Annotated in this window: 26 protein-coding genes and 1 tRNA gene; 22 read left to right on the top strand and 5 right to left on the bottom strand. The window is 37.2% G+C overall.

The features are described from left to right. The 4 genes from V7150_RS08640 to spoVK form a co-directional block, all read left to right on the top strand. On the top strand, nt 1–202 hold a 202-nt coding region (locus tag V7150_RS08640), incomplete at its 5' end, for a hypothetical protein (protein WP_335516299.1). Then, a complete protein-coding gene (gene miaA, locus V7150_RS08635) occupies nt 114–1,070 on the top strand; it encodes a tRNA (adenosine(37)-N6)-dimethylallyltransferase MiaA (protein WP_335516295.1) in 957 nt (318 codons plus the stop codon). The genes V7150_RS08640 and miaA, both read left to right, overlap by 89 nt. A gap of 26 nt (nt 1,071–1,096) precedes the next feature. Further along, complete coding sequence (gene hfq / locus V7150_RS08630; RefSeq protein WP_283922758.1) at nt 1,097–1,327, top strand: RNA chaperone Hfq; 231 nt, start codon at nt 1,097–1,099, stop codon at nt 1,325–1,327. A gap of 200 nt (nt 1,328–1,527) precedes the next feature. Continuing rightward, entirely contained in the window at nt 1,528–2,475 is a 948-nt protein-coding gene (gene spoVK / locus V7150_RS08625; protein WP_335516292.1) for a stage V sporulation protein K, read from the top strand. Nucleotides 2,476–2,661: 186 nt separating this feature from the next. Here spoVK and V7150_RS08620 read toward each other — a convergent pair whose 3' ends face one another. Next, a complete protein-coding gene (locus V7150_RS08620; RefSeq protein WP_283922760.1) occupies nt 2,662–3,267 on the bottom strand; it encodes a trimeric intracellular cation channel family protein in 606 nt (201 codons plus the stop codon). Between the two features lie 195 nt (nt 3,268–3,462). On the opposite strand from V7150_RS08620, the gene hflX reads away from it, so the two are divergent. The 4 genes from hflX to glnA all read left to right on the top strand — a co-directional run bounded on the left by hflX (nt 3,463) and on the right by glnA (nt 7,924). Then, nucleotides 3,463–4,722: a GTPase HflX gene (gene hflX, locus V7150_RS08615; protein ID WP_335516286.1), complete on the top strand. Its 1,260-nt coding sequence runs from the start codon at nt 3,463–3,465 to the stop codon at nt 4,720–4,722. 14 nt (nt 4,723–4,736) lie between these two features. Then, nucleotides 4,737–6,008, top strand: coding sequence for an aminotransferase class I/II-fold pyridoxal phosphate-dependent enzyme (locus tag V7150_RS08610; RefSeq protein WP_335516283.1), 1,272 nt, complete (start codon nt 4,737–4,739; stop codon nt 6,006–6,008). A 144-nt stretch (nt 6,009–6,152) separates the two neighbouring features. After that, nucleotides 6,153–6,554, top strand: a complete 402-nt coding sequence (locus tag V7150_RS08605; protein WP_335516280.1) for a MerR family transcriptional regulator — start codon at nt 6,153–6,155, stop codon at nt 6,552–6,554. 35 nt (nt 6,555–6,589) lie between these two features. Beyond that, nucleotides 6,590–7,924 carry a type I glutamate--ammonia ligase gene (gene glnA, locus V7150_RS08600; protein WP_335516277.1) on the top strand — a complete coding sequence of 445 codons (1,335 nt, stop codon included), beginning with the start codon at nt 6,590–6,592 and terminating at the stop codon, nt 7,922–7,924. A gap of 59 nt (nt 7,925–7,983) precedes the next feature. Here glnA and V7150_RS08595 read toward each other — a convergent pair whose 3' ends face one another. After that, nucleotides 7,984–8,271 (bottom strand): DUF4257 domain-containing protein, encoded by a 288-nt coding sequence (locus V7150_RS08595; RefSeq protein WP_335516275.1) that lies wholly within the window; start codon nt 8,269–8,271, stop codon nt 7,984–7,986. Between the two features lie 205 nt (nt 8,272–8,476). Further along, the gene (gene lexA, locus V7150_RS08590) at nt 8,477–9,100 is read right to left on the bottom strand and encodes a transcriptional repressor LexA (RefSeq protein WP_335516271.1); all 624 of its coding nucleotides are present in this window, start codon (nt 9,098–9,100) and stop codon (nt 8,477–8,479) included. Between the two features lie 161 nt (nt 9,101–9,261). Here lexA and yneA point away from each other — a divergent pair, with 161 nt between their 5' ends. From yneA to V7150_RS08550, 8 genes are all read left to right on the top strand, one after another. Then, a complete protein-coding gene (yneA, locus tag V7150_RS08585; protein WP_335516268.1) occupies nt 9,262–9,588 on the top strand; it encodes a cell division suppressor protein YneA in 327 nt (108 codons plus the stop codon). A gap of 15 nt (nt 9,589–9,603) precedes the next feature. Continuing rightward, entirely contained in the window at nt 9,604–10,251 is a 648-nt protein-coding gene (locus tag V7150_RS08580; RefSeq protein WP_335516265.1) for a YneB family resolvase-like protein, read from the top strand. A 75-nt stretch (nt 10,252–10,326) separates the two neighbouring features. Further along, entirely contained in the window at nt 10,327–10,557 is a 231-nt protein-coding gene (locus V7150_RS08575) for a DUF896 domain-containing protein (RefSeq protein WP_335516263.1), read from the top strand. A 273-nt stretch (nt 10,558–10,830) separates the two neighbouring features. Continuing rightward, nucleotides 10,831–12,837 carry a transketolase gene (tkt, locus tag V7150_RS08570; RefSeq protein WP_335516260.1) on the top strand — a complete coding sequence of 669 codons (2,007 nt, stop codon included), beginning with the start codon at nt 10,831–10,833 and terminating at the stop codon, nt 12,835–12,837. Nucleotides 12,838–13,337: 500 nt separating this feature from the next. Continuing rightward, nucleotides 13,338–13,778, top strand: a complete 441-nt coding sequence (gene sirA, locus V7150_RS08565; protein ID WP_335516257.1) for a sporulation inhibitor of replication protein SirA — start codon at nt 13,338–13,340, stop codon at nt 13,776–13,778. Nucleotides 13,779–13,851: 73 nt separating this feature from the next. Beyond that, nucleotides 13,852–14,067 (top strand): YneF family protein, encoded by a 216-nt coding sequence (locus V7150_RS08560; protein ID WP_040205118.1) that lies wholly within the window; start codon nt 13,852–13,854, stop codon nt 14,065–14,067. A 184-nt stretch (nt 14,068–14,251) separates the two neighbouring features. Continuing rightward, nucleotides 14,252–16,003, top strand: a complete 1,752-nt coding sequence (locus tag V7150_RS08555; protein ID WP_335516250.1) for an ABC transporter transmembrane domain-containing protein — start codon at nt 14,252–14,254, stop codon at nt 16,001–16,003. A gap of 1 nt (nt 16,004) precedes the next feature. Next, nucleotides 16,005–17,798, top strand: a complete 1,794-nt coding sequence (locus V7150_RS08550; protein ID WP_335516248.1) for an ABC transporter ATP-binding protein — start codon at nt 16,005–16,007, stop codon at nt 17,796–17,798. A gap of 63 nt (nt 17,799–17,861) precedes the next feature. Here V7150_RS08550 and V7150_RS08545 read toward each other — a convergent pair whose 3' ends face one another. Beyond that, the gene (locus tag V7150_RS08545) at nt 17,862–18,038 is read right to left on the bottom strand and encodes an aspartyl-phosphate phosphatase Spo0E family protein (protein ID WP_283922781.1); all 177 of its coding nucleotides are present in this window, start codon (nt 18,036–18,038) and stop codon (nt 17,862–17,864) included. 271 nt (nt 18,039–18,309) lie between these two features. Between V7150_RS08545 and V7150_RS08540 the strand changes: the two genes are divergently transcribed. The 3 genes from V7150_RS08540 (at nt 18,310) to V7150_RS08530 (ending at nt 20,140) form a co-directional block, all read left to right on the top strand. Further along, nucleotides 18,310–19,017 (top strand): cytochrome c biogenesis CcdA family protein, encoded by a 708-nt coding sequence (locus V7150_RS08540; protein ID WP_335516243.1) that lies wholly within the window; start codon nt 18,310–18,312, stop codon nt 19,015–19,017. Between the two features lie 121 nt (nt 19,018–19,138). Next, complete coding sequence (locus V7150_RS08535; protein ID WP_335516240.1) at nt 19,139–19,501, top strand: response regulator; 363 nt, start codon at nt 19,139–19,141, stop codon at nt 19,499–19,501. A gap of 159 nt (nt 19,502–19,660) precedes the next feature. Further along, entirely contained in the window at nt 19,661–20,140 is a 480-nt protein-coding gene (locus tag V7150_RS08530) for a CcdC family protein (protein ID WP_335516236.1), read from the top strand. Nucleotides 20,141–20,214: 74 nt separating this feature from the next. Here V7150_RS08530 and V7150_RS08525 read toward each other — a convergent pair whose 3' ends face one another. Further along, a complete protein-coding gene (locus tag V7150_RS08525) occupies nt 20,215–20,640 on the bottom strand; it encodes a DUF2621 domain-containing protein (RefSeq protein WP_335516233.1) in 426 nt (141 codons plus the stop codon). 288 nt (nt 20,641–20,928) lie between these two features. Here V7150_RS08525 and V7150_RS08520 point away from each other — a divergent pair. The 3 genes from V7150_RS08520 to V7150_RS08510 form a co-directional block, all read left to right on the top strand. Next, nucleotides 20,929–21,025 (top strand) — tRNA-Sec (locus V7150_RS08520). 851 nt (nt 21,026–21,876) lie between these two features. Further along, nucleotides 21,877–22,704, top strand: a complete 828-nt coding sequence (locus tag V7150_RS08515; protein WP_248733494.1) for a sulfite exporter TauE/SafE family protein — start codon at nt 21,877–21,879, stop codon at nt 22,702–22,704. A gap of 137 nt (nt 22,705–22,841) precedes the next feature. Then, a partial coding sequence (locus V7150_RS08510) for a radical SAM protein (protein ID WP_335516224.1) occupies nt 22,842–23,210 on the top strand: 369 nt, incomplete at its 3' end.

The raw sequence follows: 23,210 nt of genomic DNA, 5'->3' as shown, positions 1-23,210 counted from the left end.
TATATACTTATTTGATGTTCAACTGCTTTTCGAATATGTGTTACGATGGGAATGTGAAATCGGATTAATAGAGCCAGGCTTCACTGAAAATGGAATAAGGCAGTGTGAAAATATTGGATTCAAAACAAAAATTATTGGTTATCATTGGTCCAACCGCAGTAGGAAAAACAAAGTTAAGTATCGAAATGGCCAAACGTTATAATGGTGAAATCATTAGCGGGGATTCAATGCAAATTTATCGCGGAATGGATATCGGGACAGCAAAAATCACGATGAATGAAATGGGAGGGATTCCCCACTATTTAATCGATATTAAGGAGCCTTCAGAAAATTTTTCGGTTGCTGAATTTCAACATCTTGTTCGGGAAAGAATAAGTGAGATTGCCAAAAAGGGAAAGCTTCCCATAATAGTAGGCGGGACAGGGTTGTATATCCAGTCCGTCATTTATGATTATCAATTTTCCGATGTTCCGGGAGATGAATTCTTTCGCCTTAAACTAGAAGAAAGAGCAAAGGAAATTGGTAATGAAGCATTTTACAAAGAATTAATAGCGGTTGATAAAGAAAGTGCGGCACAAATTCATCCAAATAATGTTAGAAGGGTGATCCGTGCTCTTGAAATTTACCATCTGACAGGTAAGACGATGAAGGACTTTCAAAGTACACAACAGCGCGACCTTTTGTACAATACGGCACTTGTCGGCTTAACAATGGAACGAGAGAATCTTTATAATCGTATTAATACTCGGGTAGATTTGATGATGAACGAGGGTCTTTTAGCAGAAGTGAAGAACCTCTATCAACAAGGTTTACGTGATTGTCAATCAATCCAAGCAATTGGCTACAAAGAAATATATGACTATTTGGATGGCAGGGTAACATTGGAAGAAGCTGTAGAAAACTTAAAACAAAATTCAAGAAGATATGCCAAAAGGCAATTGACTTGGTTTCGAAACAAAATGGATGTACAATGGTTTGATATGACGGATGTGAATAATTTCTCAAAAAAAATAGCGGAAATTTCACATTATGTTGAAGGAAAGCTTCAAGTAAAATCGAATACATATTAGTAGAGATTAAAGAGGAGGATATACAAATGAAAACAACTATTAATATTCAAGATCAATTTTTAAACCAATGCCGTAAAGATAACGCCCACATTACGGTATTCCTACTCAATGGTTTTCAATTAAGAGGCCAAATTAAGGGCTTTGATAATTTTACTGTTCTTTTTGAATGTGAAGGGAAACAACAATTGGTATATAAGCATGCCATTTCAACTTTTGCGCCACAAAGAAATATTCAGCTTGAATTGGATAACCAATAAAATTTTCATCTAAAAAGAGCCCACACGCGTGGGCTCTTTTTATTTTTTTAAATTACAACTTTCACAGAAAAACTTTTTTAATGAATTTTAGTGGTTGTGAATACACATAGAATGAAGGATTATGCCTAACCCTATACACTTCTGAGTAGCCTAATCTAGCTACCTTACCTATACTGTTTGCAGAATGAGAGGTGATTGCTTTGGATCAACCATTTCGAATGAAAAGTAACGGTCAAATAAGTGTTGTACTCAATTCACAAAAAAGAAAAACAGTAACAAAAGAGCTACCTGACTTTCAAGTTGTTCCAAAGGTCATTCCCCCTGAGCACACGGCCCTTAAGGAAATTGAAGAGGAGCTCGGGGCTTTGGTTGGCATGGAAGAAATGAAACGAATGATAAAGGAAATTTATGCTTGGATTTACGTAAACAAGAAGCGTGAGGAAACAGGGCTGAAAGCTAAAAAGCAAGCTCTTCATATGATGTTTAAAGGGAATCCGGGAACAGGTAAAACAACAGTAGCCAGGCTAATTGGAAAGCTGTTTCAAAAAATGAGTGTTCTGACAAAAGGGCACTTAATTGAGGCAGAGCGAGCTGACCTTGTCGGCGAGTATATTGGCCATACAGCTCAAAAGACAAGGGATCTGATTAAGAAGGCTCAAGGAGGGATTCTGTTTATCGATGAGGCATATTCCTTAGGCCGAGGCGGGGAAAAGGATTTTGGTAAGGAAGCGATCGATACACTTGTGAAGCATATGGAGGATAAACAGCATGAATTTATCCTGATTCTAGCAGGGTATTCCCGTGAGATGGATTACTTTTTAACTTTAAATCCTGGTCTTCATTCTCGATTTCCATTAGTAATTGATTTCCCAGACTATAATATTGATCAATTAATGGATATTGCCAGCAGGATGTTGGTAGAGAGAGAATACTCGTTGAGTCATGAGGCAGAAAAGAAATTAAGAGATCATTTAATTTGGGTGAAGGCTGTGTTAAATCCTAATAGTTTTTCAAACGGCCGATACGTCCGTAACGTAATTGAAAAATCAGTTCGGGCGCAAGCGATGAGGCTGTTAATGCTCAATAGCTATGACAGACATGATTTGATGACACTTAGAAGCAATGACCTTGTTTTCGAAGAAGACTAAAGAAAAATCGGCGGGCTTATACCAAACCGCCGATTTTTGTCCGTTTTTAAGAGATACTTATAAATTTCGATTTTGTGAATTCTCCAGCTCCATAAGAATAAGCTTTGGAAGCGATACCTCGTACGAAGGAAAAGCATTAGCTTTTTCGAGGAGTGCCTAGCGGCTAGACAACTTCGCTTTTCTTTGTTAATGAGCTCCAATTCTTCGTGATGGCAGTTTCCAATCAAAGGTGTAAGAAAGAACACGTAAAACAGTAACAAGAACAAATAAGGTATACAATTCCCAAGGATTTGAAGCGATTTTAAGTCCGATGATTATGCCTGCAAGAATAGCCCAAACCGCATAAATTTCAGCTCTGAGTACAATTGGTTTTCTTCCTGCTAATAAATCACGGATGATCCCACCGCCGATTCCGGTCAAAACAGCTGCAACAATTACGGCACTAAGTGGGTGGTTCATATTCTCGGCATACATTGCGCCCTGAATAGCAAACGCGGACAGGCCTATTGCATCGAAGAAATTTCCCCATTTTTGCCAGTGTTTAAGAAGGTTGCTTGGAAATAAAAACACAGCAGTCATCGATAATAAGGCAATGTGAAATAATAAGCTCTGTTCCCATAAGGCAGAGACGGGTACACCGATTAACAGGTTTCGAATCGCCCCGCCGCCAAAAGCGGTGACAATTCCTAGAATGTAAACTCCTAAAATATCATATTCCTCTTCCATGGCTACAATTGCGCCACTGACGGCAAAGGCAATAGTGCCAATCATGCTTAAAACTTCCCATGTCATTATATCTGATTTCTCCTTGATGTCTATGTATGAAAAACAGTTAAATCCCTTCAAATAACAAACAATAAAATTTTATCATGATGCAGAAAAATTACAACAAATATTTTATACATTAAAAGGTATAGGGGAATTAGAGAAAGTAATCGTTTTTTGTTATGATGAGTTGTAGAGCTTTTATAGAAGGAAGGATGCCTAGTGGAACAAAAGGAAACGAAAGAGAAAGCAATCCTTGTTGGCTGTCAAACTAATGAGAATGATGATTTACGTTTTCATTATTCAATGGAGGAGTTAGCTTCACTAACTGAAACCGCTCAAGGCGAAGTGTTAATTTCTGTTGTCCAAAAACGGGATCGAGTTCATTCAGCAACCTATATAGGGAAAGGGAAAGTGGAAGAACTAAATACGCTCGTTGAGGAACTTGAAGCAGATATAGTTATTTTTAATGATGAACTCTCTCCGAGTCAAAAGAGAAATCTTGCTTCCGAGGTGAATGCTCGGATTATTGACCGTACCCAACTTATTTTAGATATTTTTGCACAAAGGGCCCGCTCCAAAGAAGGTAAACTTCAAGTTGAGCTTGCGCAGCTGCAATACATACTACCGCGTTTAGCTGGTCAAGGTACCGCATTATCTCGTCTTGGTGCAGGGATTGGAACAAGAGGACCCGGGGAAACAAAGTTAGAATCGGATCGCCGGCATATCCGCCGTAGAATTGATGATATAAAAACCCAGCTATCGGTCATCGTACAACACCGTGATCGATATCGGGAAAGAAGAAAGAAAAACAAAGCCTTTCAGGTTGCAATTGTCGGCTACACGAATGCCGGGAAATCAACTCTTTTTAATCGTTTATCTGAAGCGGAATCCTACGAGGAAAATCAATTGTTTGCAACACTTGACCCGATGACACGTAAATTAATTTTACCAAGTGGATTTTTATCTTTAATTACCGATACAGTTGGTTTTATTCAAGACCTCCCAACAGCACTCATAGCTGCATTTCGCTCAACGCTTGAGGAAGTAAAGGAAGCGGATCTGCTTCTTCATGTAGTCGATATGTCGAATTCGGATTATTTTCATCATGAAAAAACGGTAAAAAAGCTGCTTGATGATTTAGAAATAAAAGATATTCCACAGTTAACCGTTTATAATAAAAAAGATATTCAGCATCCTGATTTCGTTCCAACTGCTGAAACACCGACTGCTTTTATTAGCGCGTTTGATGAAAAAGATCGTCATGCATTGAAGGAGAAAATGGAAAAGGAAATCATTGAAATGATGAATCCTTACGAGGTCCGGGTACCTTCGACGGAAGGAAAGCTCCTTTCGCAATTAAAAAATGAAACAATTTTAAGGGAGCTTACCTTTGAAGAAGAAGGTCAATTGTATCGATGCAAAGGGTATTCGCTGCAAGATCATCAAATAACAGGGCAATTACAGAAATATAAAATATAGATAGGAGTAACAGCATGTTTCAACAGTTAAAAAACGGGGAAAAACTTCAGCCGATTGTAAGAGAGGTTGAAAAACAAATCGCTGCAATACATAAAGAAATCGATGAGAGAATTGAAGCCAATCAATTTCGTGTATTAAGAAGTTTTCAAAACAAACGGGTGAGTGATTCTCATTTTATCCCGTCAACAGGTTATGGATATGATGACATTGGACGTGATACGCTAGAATTAGTCTATGCAGATGTCTTTGGAGCGGAAGCAGGCCTTGTTCGTCCACAAATAATTTCCGGTACGCATGCCATATCAATTGCTTTATTTGGTGTTCTCCGTCCAGGAGATGAACTTCTTTATATTACTGGCAAGCCATACGACACACTTGAAGAAATCGTGGGAATCCGTGGAAACGGGATTGGCTCTTTAAAGGAATTCGGAATTTCCTATGATCATGTGGAACTTACTGACGAAGGCGGAATCAATTGGGATGCCGTTTCTAAGAAAATAAAACCGAATACGAAAATGATTGGGATCCAGCGCTCTAAAGGTTACGCCACAAGGCCATCATTCACGGTTGAGGAAATAGGCGAGATGATTAAGTTTGTCAAAGAAATTAAACAAGACGTAATCGTGTTTGTTGATAACTGTTACGGGGAATTTGTTGAAGACCTCGAGCCTTGTCATGTTGGTGCGGACTTAATGGCGGGATCTCTGATTAAAAACCCTGGCGGCGGAATTGCTAAGACTGGCGGCTATATCGTCGGCAAAAAACAATGGGTGGAGGCATGTTCTTACCGTATGACATCACCAGGGATCGGTGCTGAAGCCGGGGCTTCCCTTTATAGTCTGCAGGAAATGTATCAAGGTTTCTTCCTCGCACCGCATGTGGTTGGTCAGGCATTAAAAGGTGCAGTATTTACCGCAGCTATGTTGGAGAAATTAGGAATGAATTCTTCGCCGAAATGGGATGCTAAGAGGACGGATTTAATTCAATCGGTACAGTTTAATGACCGGGGTAAAATGGTTGCTTTTTGTCAGGCAATCCAATTTGCTTCACCGGTTAATTCCTATGTAACCCCGCACCCAAGTTATATGCCAGGATATGAAGACGACGTCATAATGGCAGCAGGAACTTTTATCCAAGGTGCGAGTATTGAACTAACTGCAGACGGCCCTATCAGACCGCCCTATGTCGCTTATGTTCAAGGCGGCTTAACCTATGCACATGTAAAAATGGCAGTTTGTCTTGCTATAGATCATTTGGCGGATAAAGGATTAGTTGAACTGAAATAGGCAAAAACACTAAATGGACAGCTTTGATAGGTTGTCCTTTTTTTATTTTTAAAAACCATGTTAGAAAATCTAACATGTATTTGACATATTATCTAACACCGAATATAATAGCAATATGATTTAATAAAAAGGAGGAGAAATTTGGTGAGTGGAAAAGAAATTCGCCGATCCATGCCACTGTTTCCCATCGGAACTGTCATGCAGCTAACAGAATTAACTGCCAGGCAAATCCGCTATTATGAAGAACACCAATTGATTTCTCCAGCAAGAACCGAGGGGAACAGGCGATTATTTAGTTTAAATGATATTGATAGACTGTTAGAAATCAAGGATTTAATTGATCAAGGTGTCAACATGGCAGGGATCAAGCAATTATTTTTAGTAAAAGAACAGCAATCAAATGTGTTAGAACCACAAACGGAAAAAGCAAAGCGCGATCTGTCAGATGATGATCTTAGAAAGCTTCTGCGTAATGAATTATTGCATTCAGGCAGATTAAATCGGTCATCCCTAAGACAAGGCGATATATCACGTTTTTTCCATTAAAAAATGAAGTTTTTTCAATATTGGAGGGTTTTATAATGAAAAAGTATTCAAGAGAAGACATTAAGAGGCTTGCATCAGAAGAAAACGTAAAATTTATTCGCCTACAATTTACTGATATTCTTGGAACCATTAAAAACGTAGAGATTCCAATCAGCCAATTAGAGAAAGCACTAGATAACAAAATGATGTTTGATGGTTCTTCCATCGAAGGTTTTGTTCGGATTGAAGAGTCTGATATGTATTTGTATCCAGATTTAGACACATGGGTTGTCTTTCCATGGACAGCGGAAAAAGGAAAAGTAGCCCGCCTCATTTGTGATATTCACAATTCTGATGGCACTCCTTTTGGCGGTGATCCGCGTAATAACTTAAAGCGTGTGCTAAAGGAAATGAATGAACTAGGCTTTACAGATTTCAATCTTGGACCTGAGCCAGAATTCTTCTTGTTTAAATTAGATGAAAAAGGACAGCCAACATTAGAGTTGAATGACCAAGGTGGATACTTTGATTTTGCTCCAACTGATCTTGGTGAAAACTGCCGTCGTGATATCGTACTGGAGTTAGAAGAAATGGGCTTTGAAATCGAAGCCTCTCACCATGAGGTAGCACCAGGCCAACATGAAATCGACTTCAAATATGCTGACGCTTTAACGGCGTGTGATCAAATTCAAACCTTCAAACTTGTAGTGAAAACCATTGCTCGTAAACATGGCTTGCATGCTACTTTCATGCCAAAACCATTATTCGGTGTTAATGGATCTGGAATGCATATGAATCTTTCGTTGTTTACAAATGGAAAAAATGCCTTCTTCGAGCCAACTGGTGACTTACAGATGAGTGACAATGCACGCCACTTCATCGCTGGAATTCTAAAACATGCACCAAGCTTTACAGCAGTAACCAATCCAACTGTTAACTCATATAAGCGGCTAGTACCTGGTTATGAAGCACCATGTTATGTGGCTTGGTCTGCTCAAAACCGTTCACCATTAATTCGTATTCCTGCATCACGCGGTTTAAGCACACGTGTAGAGGTACGGAGCGTAGATCCTGCAGCAAATCCATACTTAGCAATGGCAGTACTTCTAAAAGCAGGCTTAGAAGGAATCAAAAATAAAATAACTCCTCCTGAACCAGTTGACCGTAACATTTATGTCATGAGCAAGGAAGAAAGAATTGAAGAGGGAATCATTGATCTTCCTGCAACATTAGCTCAAGCATTGGAGCAATTAAAATCAGATGAAGTGATTGTCTCCGGTCTTGGCGAGCACATCTTCGAACATTTTGTTGAGGCAAAAGAAATTGAATGGGATATGTTCCGTACAGTTGTTCACCAATGGGAACGTGACCAATATATGAGCATGTATTAATATTTTGAAGATGAAACAAAAAACCCAGTTTGGAAAAAATCCAATACTGGGTTTTTTGATTATTTTTCCTCGCTGTTTTGATTCAACATTTTGAATTTAGATAGGACCACATCACCACTGATTCCGGCAATAATAGAAAATACAGTAATTTCTACAAATGAATTTGGAGCTGTATACAGGACGAGGAGAAGGGAAGCAATTGCACCTAGAAGCAATTCTTCTAGAAAACCGAGATAAAGGAACCTTTTCGTTTTACGAGGCATAACAATTTTTCCGTGCTTTCGAACATGTCCAATGATCCCAACCGACCCACCAATCACTAAAGAGAAAAAAATGTCCGTTAACACTGTTTCTCACACTCCTTAAGCCTATGATTTTTTTGGACCTAAGGTAAATCATGGTGTAGTATTATTATATAAAAAAATAAACAATATAAGCATGAGTAAAAATACTGAATTTTCCAAACTTTTACCCAAAGTATGACACTATTAATAAATTTTCCCAATAAAAATACAAAAAAAAAGCTGGGCAATGGTGCCAGCTTTTTCCTTTTTAATGAATGTGTCGATAAACCCCAATGACTTTTCCTAGAATCGAAACATTCCTTAAAATGATAGGATCCATGGTAGAGTTCTCGGGCTGCAGGCGAATATAGTCCTTTTCCTTAAAAAATCTCTTACATGTTGCTTCGTCTTCCTCTGTCATCGCTACAACAATATCACCGTTATTTGCGGTTTGCTGCTGTTTAACAATAACATAGTCCCCATCAAGAATCCCGGCTTCTATCATACTTTCACCCATAATTTCTAACATAAAGACATGTTCATCAGCGGGCGCAAGACTTTCTGGAAGTGGAAAGTATTCTTCCACATTTTCGATTGCCGTAATAGGTATACCTGCCGTAACTTTCCCAACAACTGGGACATTTACAACTTTGTTTTTTGGTATATGTGCTGCCTCATCCACTTCTAATATTTCTATTGCTCTTGGTTTGGTAGGATCTCGACGGATAAGACCTTTACTTTCCAGCCTCGCTAAATGTCCATGAACAGTTGAGCTGGATGCAAGTCCAACAGCTTCCCCTATTTCCCTGACCGAAGGAGGATATCCTTTACTCCTAACCTCATCTTTAATGAAATCCAGGATATCCTGCTGCCGTTTTGATATTTTTACCATGATAAAATGCACCTCACCTGGTTATTGTTGTCTTTATTATAGCATGTTCTCCTATTTTATACAAACATAAGTTCGAAATAGTAGTTGACAGCAAACAAATGTTCGAACTATAATAAAATTATCAAAAAGAGAACACATATTCCTATAAGAGGTGCGGAAAAATGAAAAAATTATGGAACCAATACTCGTATGCTATTACACTTATTATTTTAAGCTGTTTATTTGCTTTCATATTCTCATTTCAACATCATACCAATGAACAGGATCAATTTGTAAAAGTAACTATTTCTGAGGGAGATACACTCTGGGGAATTTCTAACCAATATGCCGAACAGCATACTTTTTCGAACGAGGAGTTTGTAAGTTGGGTAAAGAAGCATAATGAAAACATCAGTGATCAAATTTTTCCTGGTGAAGAAATTATCATTCCGGTTAATAGAACAGATTCTTCACTAACAACCGAATTAGCTAGCGCCCCAGGAGAATAGAAAGGAAGCTTTTCTATGAAAGCGATTATATACTGCCGAGTCAGCACGAATAAAGAAACACAGGAAACTTCATTAAAACGTCAGGAAGAAGAACTTATCCAGCTTGCTAATCAGTATCAATTTGAAATTGATTCCATTATAAAAGAACAAGCTAGCGGTTATGATTTTGAAAGAGAAGGAATTCTACAAGTATTAGAAAGAATAAAAGATCAACAGGTACAGGCTTTGTTGATCCAGGACGAAACGCGTCTTGGAAGAGGTAACGCGAAAATTGCCCTTCTGCATTGTATAATAAAAGAAGATGTTAAACTTTATAGTATTTCTCATAATGGTGAATTGGAGCTGTCAGAATCGGATTCAATGGTGTTAAAAATCGTCAGTATGGTGGAAGAATACCAACGGAAGCTTCATAATGTGAAAATTAAACGAGGAATGAAACGAGCGGTTCAGCAAGGGTATAAACCGGAAAAAAATTTAAAAAACCTGGGAGAGTCCTCGGGGAGAGATAAAATTGAAGTACCGATAGAACAAATTGTAAGATTGAGAAAAAATAACTTAACCTTTGCGGATATAGCCGCTACACTTAGAGGATTTGGTTATAATATTTCTAAAGCAACCGTACATAGAAGATACCAAGAATATATCGAATCTCAAGAAGAGTAGACCTTTTGCCTTGTCAGAAGGTCATTTTTTTAGTAAAATCAGATGTCTCAAATAGTTTGAAGGGAAGGTTCTTAAATGCTATCAAAAGAAAAAATGGCTCGAATTAATGAACTGGCAAGAAAAGCAAAATCGTCAGGTTTAACAGATTTAGAAGCAAAGGAGCAATCTAAATTAAGAAGTGAGTATTTGGCAACTTTCCGCTCTAATATGCTTGATACATTAACAAATACAAAGTTCATAGATCCTGAAGGTAATGATGTAACGCCTGAGAAATTAAAAGCAAGGAAGAAAAATACACTTCATTAAAATGTAAAAAATTACATTTTGGCCAAAACAGAATTTTATTCATTACTGAATGCATTAGAGGAATGACGCTTCTGTCTTCGCCAAATGGCCTGCTTGCCAATTGGCGAGTCTTCTTTTTTTTTACATTTTTACATACATAAATCAAATCTGTGTCAAAATAAGAAACAAAATGACTTTTGCTTCAAATTTTTAAGCTATTAGTTGAATAAATAGCATCTGCAATATAATATTAATGATGTATTTAGTAATTGTGCACAAGAAAGGATGTAATTCATGTTTAATACTATTGATAATTTATCTGTTACCTCGATACGGACTCTCTCCATTGATGCAATCGAGAAGGCAAACTCTGGACATCCAGGGATGCCAATGGGTGCGGCACCAATGGCCTATACATTATGGACTCGCATAATGAATCATAATCCAAAAAATCCTCATTGGTTTAACCGTGACCGGTTTGTTTTATCTGCAGGCCATGGCTCAGCATTGCTTTACAGTATGCTTCATTTATCCGGTTATAATTTAACTATGGATGACCTAAAACAATTCCGACAATGGGGAAGTAAAACACCTGGACACCCTGAGTATGGACACACTGAAGGGGTTGAAGCTACAACTGGCCCGCTTGGTCAAGGAATTGCGATGGCAGTCGGTATGGCAATGGCAGAACGCCATGTCGCAAGCGTTTATAATAAAGATAACTATGAACTTGTGAACCATTTTACATACAGCATTTGTGGTGATGGTGATTTAATGGAAGGTGTATCCGCAGAGGCTGCATCACTTGCAGGACATTTAAAATTAGGTCGTTTGGTTGTCCTTTACGATTCTAATGATATTTCTCTTGACGGTGACTTAAATAAATCATTCTCTGAAAGTGTTAAAGAACGTTTTCAAGCATATGGCTGGCAATACCTTCGTGTAGAAGACGGTAATAATCTTGAAGAAATCCTAAAAGCACTTGAAGAAGCAAAAAGTGACTTAGACCGTCCTACTATGATTGAAGTAAGAACAGTAATTGGTTATGGTTCGCCTAATCGTGCCGGAACATCTGGTGTACATGGTTCACCACTAGGTGCCGATGAACTAAAGCTTACAAAAGAAGCTTATAAATGGACATTTGAAGAAGACTTCCATGTACCACAAGAAGTATATGATAACTTCCAAAAACTAATTGTTGAAACTGGTACGAAGAAAGAAAAAGAATGGAACGACCTTTTTGCACAATATAAAAAGGAGTATCCTGAACTAGCAACTCAACTTGAACAAGCATTAAAAAATGAACTTCCAGAAGGATGGGATAAAGATGTTCCCGTATATCCTGAAGGAAAAAGCCTTGCAAGCCGTGCTTCATCAAGCGAAGTGTTAAACGGTATTGCGAAAAACCTTCCAACTTTCATCGGTGGTTCTGCGGACCTTGCTGGTTCAAATAAAACGATGATTAAAGGTTCAAAAGACTATATGCCTGGCGCTTATGAAGGCCGTAACTTCTGGTTCGGCGTACGTGAATTTGCGATGGGCGCTGCGATGAACGGTATTGCCCTTCATGGCGGTGTAAAAGTATTTGGCGGAACATTCTTTGTGTTCTCTGACTACTTGCGTCCAGCCATTCGTTTAGCTGCTCTAATGGGATTACCTGTTACCTATGTATTTACCCATGACAGTATTGCTGTTGGGGAAGATGGTCCGACACATGAACCAATCGAACAAATTGCAGCATTACGTGCAATGCCTGGTTTATCAATCATTCGTCCTGCGGACGGGAACGAAACAGCAGCTGCTTGGAAGCTTGCGGTTGAATCAACAAACAAACCAACAGCACTCGTATTGACTCGTCAGGATTTACCGACATTAAAAGGAACCGATACAAGTGCGTACGAGGGAGTTTCAAAAGGAGCATATATTGTTTCTCCATCAGAAAAAGAAACTCCAGATGCATTACTGTTAGCAACTGGTTCAGAAGTTAGTCTTGCTGTTGAAGCACAAAAAGCCCTTGTGGGAGAAGGTATTCACGTTTCTGTTGTCAGCATGCCTTCATGGGATCGCTTTGAACAACAATCTCAAGAGTACAAAAATTCTGTGCTTCCAAAGAATGTGAAAAAACGTCTAGGAATTGAAGTTGGCACTTCCTTAGGCTGGCATAAATATACTGGTGATGAAGGCGATGTATTAGCAATTGATAAGTTCGGAGCTTCTGCACCAGGTGAAAAAATTATGGAAGAATACGGCTTTACAGTTAATAATGTAGTTGAACGAGTAAAAGCACTATTACAACAATAAGATAGTGAAATACGAGAGAGAACGGATAGATCCGTTCTCTTTTTTGAGTTTATAATGTAAAAATATGGAATTTTATCCACGATAAATGAGCTTAAACAGGGATAGTATGGCCTATAAATCAGAATTATTGAGCCAATCTAACCACAAAATGAGCCATTATATGAAAAGCTACCCCCAAAGAATCAATATAATTTCATGAATTATCTAAAAAGTATATAAAATGGAAGTGTTTAAATTTATAATAGAAGCAAATTTTTCTTTTTCGGGGTGACCATTGGATCGGACTATCACTATTATTGGTTAAATTCGTTTTTTACAAAAATATGAACAATAGGTTTTTAAAAAGGAATGCTCGATCATTCTACCGAATTCATAGTAGATTTGTTAAGAAATCTGATAATCGACAAAAAAAGTGAAAATTTTTGCCGCCGTAAGACAAATGTTTTGTTTATGGTTTTTTATAATAGTTAAAAGTGGTTTCAACGAAGGAGAGAACAGTGGTGAGAAAATATCAGCTATATTTAATAGAAGATGAATTTGCCGCCCATTACTTCGGAAGAGAGCGATTATTTTTTCAGCTTTTTCAGGAACATCAAACAGCTGACGACGAGCTTAAATTTATAACGCAAAAGCAAATTTCTTATATAACGAAAAGTGTAGAGGTATTAAAGATCCATCAGTTGATCCAAAAACAGCTTGGTAAAATGAAAGGCTTTAAAGCGGATCATGGTGCATATACGATTTTCTTAAGTGGTAAACTAAGCACGGCAAGGCTTGAAGTTTTTCAAGACTTAATTACAGTTGAGGCAGAAGGCAGCTATGAAGCCGAAACGGCTTTTTTTGAAGTGCTTAGAAAATGCGAATCATCCTTTTTAGCAATTGACCTTGATCATGAGTGTTACGGCTGGTTAAAACCGATAAAAGAAAGAAAATTTATCTAATTGCATCGAGATATTGTCTTATCCCGTATTATTTAGTACACTGTATGATAGACAACATGAAGGAGGAAGTTTAATGGGTTATTACATTCTAGTTGGTATACTAGCATTAGCAGCTGGTGTAGCACTAGGATTTTTCATTGCTCGTAAATATATGATGAGCTACTTAAAGAAAAATCCGCCAATCAATGAACAAATGTTAAAAATGATGATGATGCAAATGGGAATGAAACCTTCGCAAAAGAAAATCAACCAAATGATGGCAGCAATGAACAAGCAGCAATCTAAATAAAATGGACAAGCGCTCATATATATGAGTGCTTTTTTCATGTTTTTAAACTTATAATTTCTAAATCTTTATTATTTTAGAAATATTTGATAAAATAAAACTTCGGCAAGTTAAAATATATCCTTGCTACATTAATTTTTGCAAGAAACTTTTTAGCATTATTTTTTTTCGTCTTTGGGGGGGTTTTATGAAGGTTTTTTTAGACTTAGGTTGGTTTTTTAAACAGGAGAAAAAAGCGTACATATCAGGGGTACTTATTTTATTACTAGTAGCTCTGCTGCAGTTAGTACCTCCAAAAGTAATTGGCATTATTGCCGACCATATTAACGACGGAACGGTCACTAAAGGGATGCTTATCGAGTGGGTTTTGGTCCTGATTGCCGTTGCACTTATGATGTATGGTCTCAGATATTATTGGAGAATTATGATTTTTGGTTCAGCGGTAAAACTTAGCAGGATATTAAGAAATCGTTTGTATTCTCATTTTACCAAGATGTCACCATCGTTTTATCAAAAAAGCCGAATTGGTGACTTGATGGCACATGCTACCAACGACTTATCAGCTATTCAACAAACTGCGGGAGCAGGAGTCTTAACTCTCGTAGACTCCTTATCGACTGGCGGATTTGTCATTATCGCAATGGCATTTACAATCAGCTGGAAGTTAACCTTAATTTGTTTGATACCGATGCCCTTTATGGCACTGTTGACAAACTGGTTTGGGACCAAGCTCCACAAAAGTTTTTATAAGGCACAAGAAGCATTCTCATCATTAAATGACAAAACGCAGGAAAGCATTACAGGGATTAAGGTCATCAAAACGTTTGGGCAGGAAAAGGAAGATATTGAAGATTTCCGCAAACAATCGGCAGATGTCGTCCAAAAAAATATTGTTGTAGCAAAAATTGACTCCCTCTATGACCCTACCATTTCCATTATCGTCGGCATTTCTTTTTTTCTATCGATTGCATTTGGTGCAAAATATGTCCTTAATGGCGAATTAACGATTGGAGAATTAATCTCGTTTACGACATATTTGGGTTTATTAATCTGGCCAATGCTTGCATTTGGCTGGTTATTTAATATTGTTGAACGCGGTCGAGCTTCTTATGACCGTGTTGCAGCTCTCCTTAGTGAAAAGGTAGACATTATTGATAACGAGAAGGCCTTGGATGTTGTGCCATGTGGTGATATCCAATACACAATCACAGAATTTACCTATCCAGGTGAATCAAGGCCAATCTTAACAGATATCAATTTTTCACTTAAACAAGGTGAGACACTTGGGATTGTCGGTAAAACGGGTGCAGGAAAAACAACGCTGTTAAAGCTGCTGATTCGGGAGTTTGAAGGATTTGAAGGAAACATTCTTTTTGGAGGTATGACACTAAAAGACTATAAGCTGGCAAAATTACGTGAAGCAATCGGCTATGTTCCACAGGATCATTTCTTATTTTCGGCATCTATTGCTGAAAATATTGCCTTCACAGACCCAACAGCCTCAATACAAGAAGTTAATAATGCAGCGAAACTAGCCAATATCCACGACGATATACTCCAATTTACCGATGGCTATGAAACGGTTGTTGGAGAACGGGGAGTTTCATTATCTGGAGGGCAAAAACAAAGAATTTCCATAGCCCGGGCGCTATTAATGAATCCGGAAGTTTTAGTACTCGATGATTCATTGTCAGCAGTAGATGCCAAAACCGAGGAAGCGATTCTTTCGTCATTAAGGCAGAATCGTGAAGGGAAAACAACAATCATTACTTCACACCGTTTAAGTGCCATCCAACATGCCAATCTCATTCTTGTTTTAGAAGATGGGAAGATCATGGAAAGGGGCACTCACGAGGAACTGATGGAATTAGACGGATGGTATAAGGAAATGTATTTACACCAGCAGCTAGAAGAGCTGGTTGAGCATGGAGGACATTAATATGGAAGAGAAAGAGCATTTGTCAGAACGTGAACAAAGAAAGGTCTTATTCCGTCTTCTTTCCTATACAAAACCACATAAAAAAATTATCATTCTTGCATTTATCCTTTTGTTGCTAACAACTATCGGGGATATTGTCCTGCCGTTATTAGTTAAAATCTTTATTGATGATTATTTAACACCTGGAAGGCTTGAGTTTCAGCCTTTATTGATTCTTGGTTCAGTTTACATGGGAATTCAAGTAGTAAAAGCGATCTTGATGTTTTTCCAATTTTTGAAATTTCAGGAGATTGCCTTATATATTATCCAACAGCTTCGGATTGATGTTTTTTCAAAGGTCCAAGCTCTAGGTTTGAAGTATTTTGATAAAACGCCTGCAGGCAGTATCGTGTCACGGGTAACGAATGATACAGAAGCGATTAAGGATATGTTTGTAACCGTAATATCGACTTTTATTCAAAGTGGATTTTTGCTGACTGGTATATTTATTGCTATGTTTATTTTGAATGTGAAGCTGGCCTTGTTCTGTGTCATCATTATCCCGATTTTATTATTTGTCATGAATTTATACAGAAAATTAAGCTCACGATATTATCTTGATATGCGTGAAAGACTGAGCCAGCTGAATGCGAAGCTAAGCGAGTCTTTGTCTGGTATGTCAATAATTCAAGTATTTCGTCAGGAAAAACGCCTTCGAAAAGAGTTTGGCGATATTAACGAGCAGCACTACAATGCGGGTATGAAAAATATTAAAATAGATGGATTGCTATTAAGACCGGCAATTGATTTGATTTATATTTTTGCACTGATCATGGTCCTAAGCTATTTTGGGATAACTTCCTTACAACATAGTGTAGAAATTGGGGTTATCTATGCGTTTATAAATTATTTGGATCGATTTTTTGAACCGGTAAACCAAATGATGATGCGGCTGTCTCTATACCAGCAGGCGATTGTAGCCGGCTCTAGGGTTTTCAAATTACTGGATGAGGTAGAATTGGCTCCTGCTCAAAGGGAAGAGAAGTCCATTTCAATAGAAGAGGGAAAGATTGAGTTCAGGAATTTAAGTTTTTCTTATGATGGGAAGCGAGACGTTCTTAAAAATATTTCCTTTATTGCTAATCCAGGAGAAACGGTTGCACTTGTTGGCCATACCGGAAGCGGCAAGAGTTCCATCATTAATCTAATGATGCGTTTCTACGAATTCGAACGTGGTGAGATATTGATTGATGGGGAATCAATTCGTAACTTTACCAAGCCAGAGCTTAGAGAGAAAATGGGACTTGTCCTGCAGGATCCGTTTTTGTTTTATGGGACGGTAAAAGATAATATTCGGCTTCATAACGAGGACATGACAGATGAACAAGTAGAAGAAGCGGCAAGATTTGTTCAAGCACACTTGTTTATTGATAGGCTTGAGGATGGCTTTGACCATAAAGTAGTGGAAAGGGGAGCTACCTTCTCGAGCGGTCAGCGGCAACTAATTGCTTTCGCGAGAACGATTGCGGCAAATCCAAAAATACTGGTTCTGGATGAAGCGACGGCTAATATAGATACAGAAACAGAAGAAGCAATTCAAACGGCCCTTGCGAAAATGCGTAAAGGAAGGACTACCATTGCGATTGCCCATAGATTATCAACGATTCAGGATGCTGACCTCATTCTTGTCCTTCATCAGGGGGAAATTGTGGAACGGGGAACGCATCAGGAGCTGCTTGCACAAGAAGGTTTATATCATAAAATGTTCCTCTTACAAAACGGAGCGATTGGACGTTTGGAGGATGCAGTAAATTAATAAAAAAAAGCCTGGCGATAGTGCCGGGCTTTTGATCTGTTTTTAACCTGTTGTCAGGAAATGTTAACAGGCCGATGATGAAACTTTTTTTATATAGATTCTATTATATTCATTTAAAAGGTTGTCCAGTTCCTGACTATAGCGAATTGCTACGGAGGAAGTTAAGCCGTTGGTAGTAGCTACTTGAATTAATTCAGCTCGTTTTTTTTCAATTAATGCAACTAATTCTTGTTTGATCACGGCCGAGAATCCTTTCTGGAGTAACTCCTAAATTTGGGAAAAATAGAATAATAGACTACAAATATGGGATTGTTTTACTAGTATAACCTATGATGTAAATAATTTCAAAGATATTGTAAAAAAATATCCAATATTATAGGCTGGAAATTGGAAAAAATGAATATTTTTTGAAATGTTATTTCTTGAGTCACAAAATTTTCATGTAACCATTATCTTTTAGTTAAAAGTTTTGTTAGAATGAAGGGGTATCGACTATAGTGGGAGTGTTAATATGTCTGATGTAAATATATTTTTAGCATTAGGGGCAGGATTTTTAAGCTTTATTTCACCTTGTTGCTTGCCACTTTATCCAGCGTTTCTATCTTACATAACTGGAATGTCTGTTGGGGAATTGAAAAGTGAAAATGCCATGTTGCAAAAACGAAGTTTGCTCCATACGCTATTTTTCTTAATAGGGTTTTCAATTATTTTTATCGCAATTGGATTTGGAACATCTTTTATTGGAAGTTTTTTTTCAGAATATAAAGACATTATTCGTCAATTGGGCGGAATTTTTATTGTTTTCTTTGGATTAATCATTGTTGGTGTATTTAAACCAGAGTTTATGATGAAGGATCGAAGAGTTGAATTTAAGCATCGTCCTTCTGGTTATATAGGCTCTATTTTAATTGGGATGGCTTTTGCCGCAGGTTGGACACCATGTACGGGTCCGATCCTCTCGGCAGTTATTCTACTAGCTGGATCAAATCCAGGCTCTGGTGTTTTGTACATGCTTGCATATTCTCTTGGCTTCGCAATCCCGTTTTTTATTTTATCTTTCTTTGTAGGACGTATGAAATGGATTAAAACACACAGTGGAAAGATTATGAAAATTGGCGGCTATATCATGATTGTCATGGGGATTGTCCTCTTTTTTGATTGGATGACAAAAATAATTACTGTTTTTCAAGGAATGTTTGGCGGATTTACCGGATTTTAAATATCCCTCACACCTTACTATTTAAAAATCCTGTAAAAATGAAATATATTTTATTATGGTAGTCTTTTAGGATTTTCAAAATACGATAGATTGGTGTTTTATTGGTTCGGGGGGAAACGTGTTGGCAAGAATATTAATTGTGGATGACATGAAATTTATTAGAGAGACTTTACATCAACTCTTTAGTCAAAATAATTATCAGGTTGTAGGGGAAGCTGAGATCGGAAAAGAAGCAGTTCAGCTTTACCGTGAATTATTGCCTGATCTTGTTACAATGGATCTAACCATGCCAGAAATGAGCGGCCTTGAAGCCATCAAAATGATTCGCAGCGAATTTCCTGAAGCGAAGGTGATCATGTGTTCGGCAATGGGGCAGAAAAAAGTTATCATGGAGGCGATTGAATCGGGTGCTAAGGACTATATCGTGAAGCCTTTCAATGATTTGCAAGTAATTGAAGCCATTAATAGGGCTTTGAAATCATAACCATTAGGATACTTCTTAATGGTTTTTTCTATTTTTGGTATCATTTCCTTTCTTCAGGTATATTTGGGAACAAAAATACAGTGAAAAAATTTATAGCAAATTTCATTATTTGATATATAATGAGTAAGTAAATAAATAGATAAGGGAAGAATGAATCCAATGAATTACGTTGTTATTTCTTCAATTGGAGCAGTTTTTATGGGCTTGTTTGTTATATTTGTCCGCATGAAGGCTGCAAAACAACCTACAAATGTGAAAAAAATTATTTTGCCTCCTATATTTATGTCCAGCGGGGCACTTATGTATTTTGTTCCTGAATTTAGACTTACCCCAATGGAAATTTTAGAGGCAGTAGTCGTGGGCATGTTATTTTCCATCTTACTGATCAAAACCTCTAAATTCGAAATTCGTGACAATGATATTTACTTAAAGCGGTCAAAGGCATTTATTTTTATTTTAGTAGGTTTATTAGCCGTTCGCCTTCTATTAAAATCAATTCTCAGCAGTACTATAGATGTCGGGCAATTAAGCGGCATGTTTTTCCTTCTTGCCTTCAGCATGATTGTTCCGTGGCGTTTGGCAATGTATATTTCATACAAGAAGCTTTATAAAGAGCTGCATAGCTTAAAAATGATTTAATTATCGTACACTGATTCTTTTTGGGTCAGTGTTTTTAATTTAGGCAAAAATAAAAACCGTTCGTTATGAACGGTTTAGAATAAATGCTCGTACGGCGTAACATCAATTTGATTTTGAAAAAGCTTTTTTCGTAAAAATTTATGATCTCGTTTAGGTGTTGCTTGAATATACCCGCGAATCACCAGTTCTTGAGTGATTTTAGCTGCATTCTCTTGAATGGCAAGTTCGCCAATTTTTCCAGCTATTTTATGCCGAGCTACATCGCGGAACAGTTCTGGAACGGGGCTGACTAAATCCTCTAAAAGGGCTTTCTCCTCGTCATACCATAAGTGACGCGAATTATTTACATAATGCTCTTCCCAATCCATTACCGACTTGCCATCTTCTTTCGGCATTTTTTTTAAAAACTTGCGAAACATAAAAAAACCGCCAATGGCAAACGAACCTACTAAAAAAACAACCCAAAATAGGATAAACCATAAAAACCAACCTTGAAGCATGCTATTCACCTACAAAAAACGATATTATTACTTATTATAGTCTGTTTATAGGAAAAATGACAAGTAATCGTCACAATTTAGTGCAAGAAATAAGCCTCAAAATGCTTTAAACTCAAATGTTATAATTGAAAAACTTGTCGAAAAAATGACAAATCAGGCAATTCTATTGATAAATACTATATTCCATTGTAATATAGTTTCAAATGAAAGGTAAGCGAAACCGTTTGCTTCATTTGTAAAGAGACTGTGAAACCATAGTCCGTATGCCTTGAAAATAATACACCTAATGGGGCTGAATGGGGTACTGGTGTCCTCCACAGTCTTCAAAACTGCTTGAGACCTGCGTGCCAGGTCTGGTGGGTTCGATTCCCACGCAGTCCCGCCAATGAAATACAGTATTATCAAGGGTTTAGACGGTTTTTAAGCAGTAACTAAAATCGTGATTTGAACCGTGATTTTCTTCTAAACATACACCTGTATTTATACTGAAAATTACATAATATACGGTACATTTTTTAATGTGAACTGGTGCATTAAATCCACTTTTTCAATTATGAAAGGTGGATTTTTTTATGCCTATTAATCGGATAACAAATAGAAAGGGTTCAATAAGTATCAGCAAATTAAAACGTACAAAATCAGTCGAAAAGAAATTTACTTTAAAATGAAATGTTTGAACAGTATATGAATTACAAGCTTACTGAAGGCTTGGCTGAACCAACCATTCTTATATATTATGAAAATTTCCGTTACCTAACTGATTTTTTTGATGGTAATTTGTCCAATGAAGATTTATCAAAAAAACAACCCCCTATAATGATAGAATCACTGAATAGACAGTGTTATCTGACTAATCAGTGTCATCCTCATTATAGGGGGGAGTAGTTCTCGTTCCGTGAAACTTGTTTAAAAATTCCATGACAATTGTCTAATTTGTCCGTGATATTGGTATAATTTGAGTGAAATATTCAACCTTAATCCTAAGTTCTCACCTCGACGTACTCCTGTGAAAATGGCAGTAACATAAATCGAACTCACATATTGATCATTCACAACTTCTTAGGTTCAGTATATCTACCGATTAGCCATTTTTGGCATATTGGATGAGAATTTTAAGTATTAACATCGGAATTATTGTTTATTCCTTTTGTTTATAGTCTATAAAACTTTTCTAATTTACTCCCCCTAAGTCTTTTGATAGATTAATATTAAAGTTACAGATTTAGGGTGATTAAAATGGAATTTTCAACCGGATTGCTGCTTCTTTTCATTGGTATAATAGCTGGAGGATACGGAACCATTGTCGGTGCAGGTGGAGGGTTTATATTTGTACCAGCTCTTCTACTTATTTTTCATATGAATCCTGCAGTTGCAGCTGGAACTGGATTAGTTATTGTATTAATTAATTCACTATCAGGAGTAATTGGATATGCAAAACAAAAAAGGATTAGTTATCGGACAGGAATTACCTTAGGTATCGGTGCACTTCCAGGTTCTTTGCTTGGGGTTAGGCTGCTTCAAATTTATTCATCAAAATACTTCTATGTGGTTTTGGCGACCTTACTGGTTGTTCTGGGAGTTTTTTTGTTTGCTAGTAACTCACCTTTAGCTATTTTGAAAAGGAAAAGGTCTTCTGAAGTAAGTCGAGAAGGAAGGATTGTTGTAGAAAATTCAACTATGGAAGTGTCTGCCACAATTGAAAGACCTAGGATCTCGATTACTTGGTTGGTACCAATTGGATTTCTATTGGGAGTATTATCGAGTTATCTTGGCATTGGAGGGGGATGGCTGCTTGTTCCCATTTTAATTTATATTTTTAAAGTATCACCCCATTATGCAACAGCAACATCTATTTTTGCCCTTACCCTTTATACCTCAGTGGGAGTTATAGCCCAAATATTTTATAGCAGCATAGATTGGATGACAGTCCTATGGGGAGGGATTGGTGTGATAATTGGATCCCAGATTGGTGTATTACTGGCCCAAAGAATACCTGGAAAAGTAATTATCCAAATGCTTTCTGTCCTATTAATGGTCATTGGTTTCCGTATGTATTTTAATTAAGAGATAAAAAGTTTAATAATCTATTTTTCATTTTTTTATTCCTAAAGTCATAATGAACTGAAAAGTGATGTATCTCGTATACCTATGTTTGAGTGTCTTCTACCATTGAACTAAGCATCTTAAGGGAGTGAACATATATGGAAATCGTTAGGACTAATGTAAAACACATGATTTCGGGTGTTATGTGGAAAACAGTCTCAGAGGCATGTAATCTTGCATGTGACTATTGTTATTATAGTAGATGTAATGGAAGACCAGATAACATAAAAAGAATAGAAGATGATGTCCTAGAAAAATTTATCCGTGAGTATATGGCATTAAAAAAAAGAGTCGTGCCCTTTGCATGGCAAGGCGGAGAACCATTATTAACGGGGATCGATTTTTTTAAGAAAGTGGTACAATTACAAGCAACATACGCACCTAATAATACAGTTATTAGTAACTCCATTCAAACAAATGGAACTTTAATTGATAAGGAATGGGCAACTTTTTTTAAAAAATATAAC

The sequence above is a fragment of the Neobacillus drentensis genome, assembly GCF_036965245.1.
GTDB classification, from domain to species: domain Bacteria; phylum Bacillota; class Bacilli; order Bacillales; family Cytobacillaceae; genus Neobacillus; species Neobacillus drentensis_G.
The sequence above is the reverse complement of the archived record's forward strand: the minus strand, read 5'-3'. Positions and strand labels throughout refer to the sequence as shown.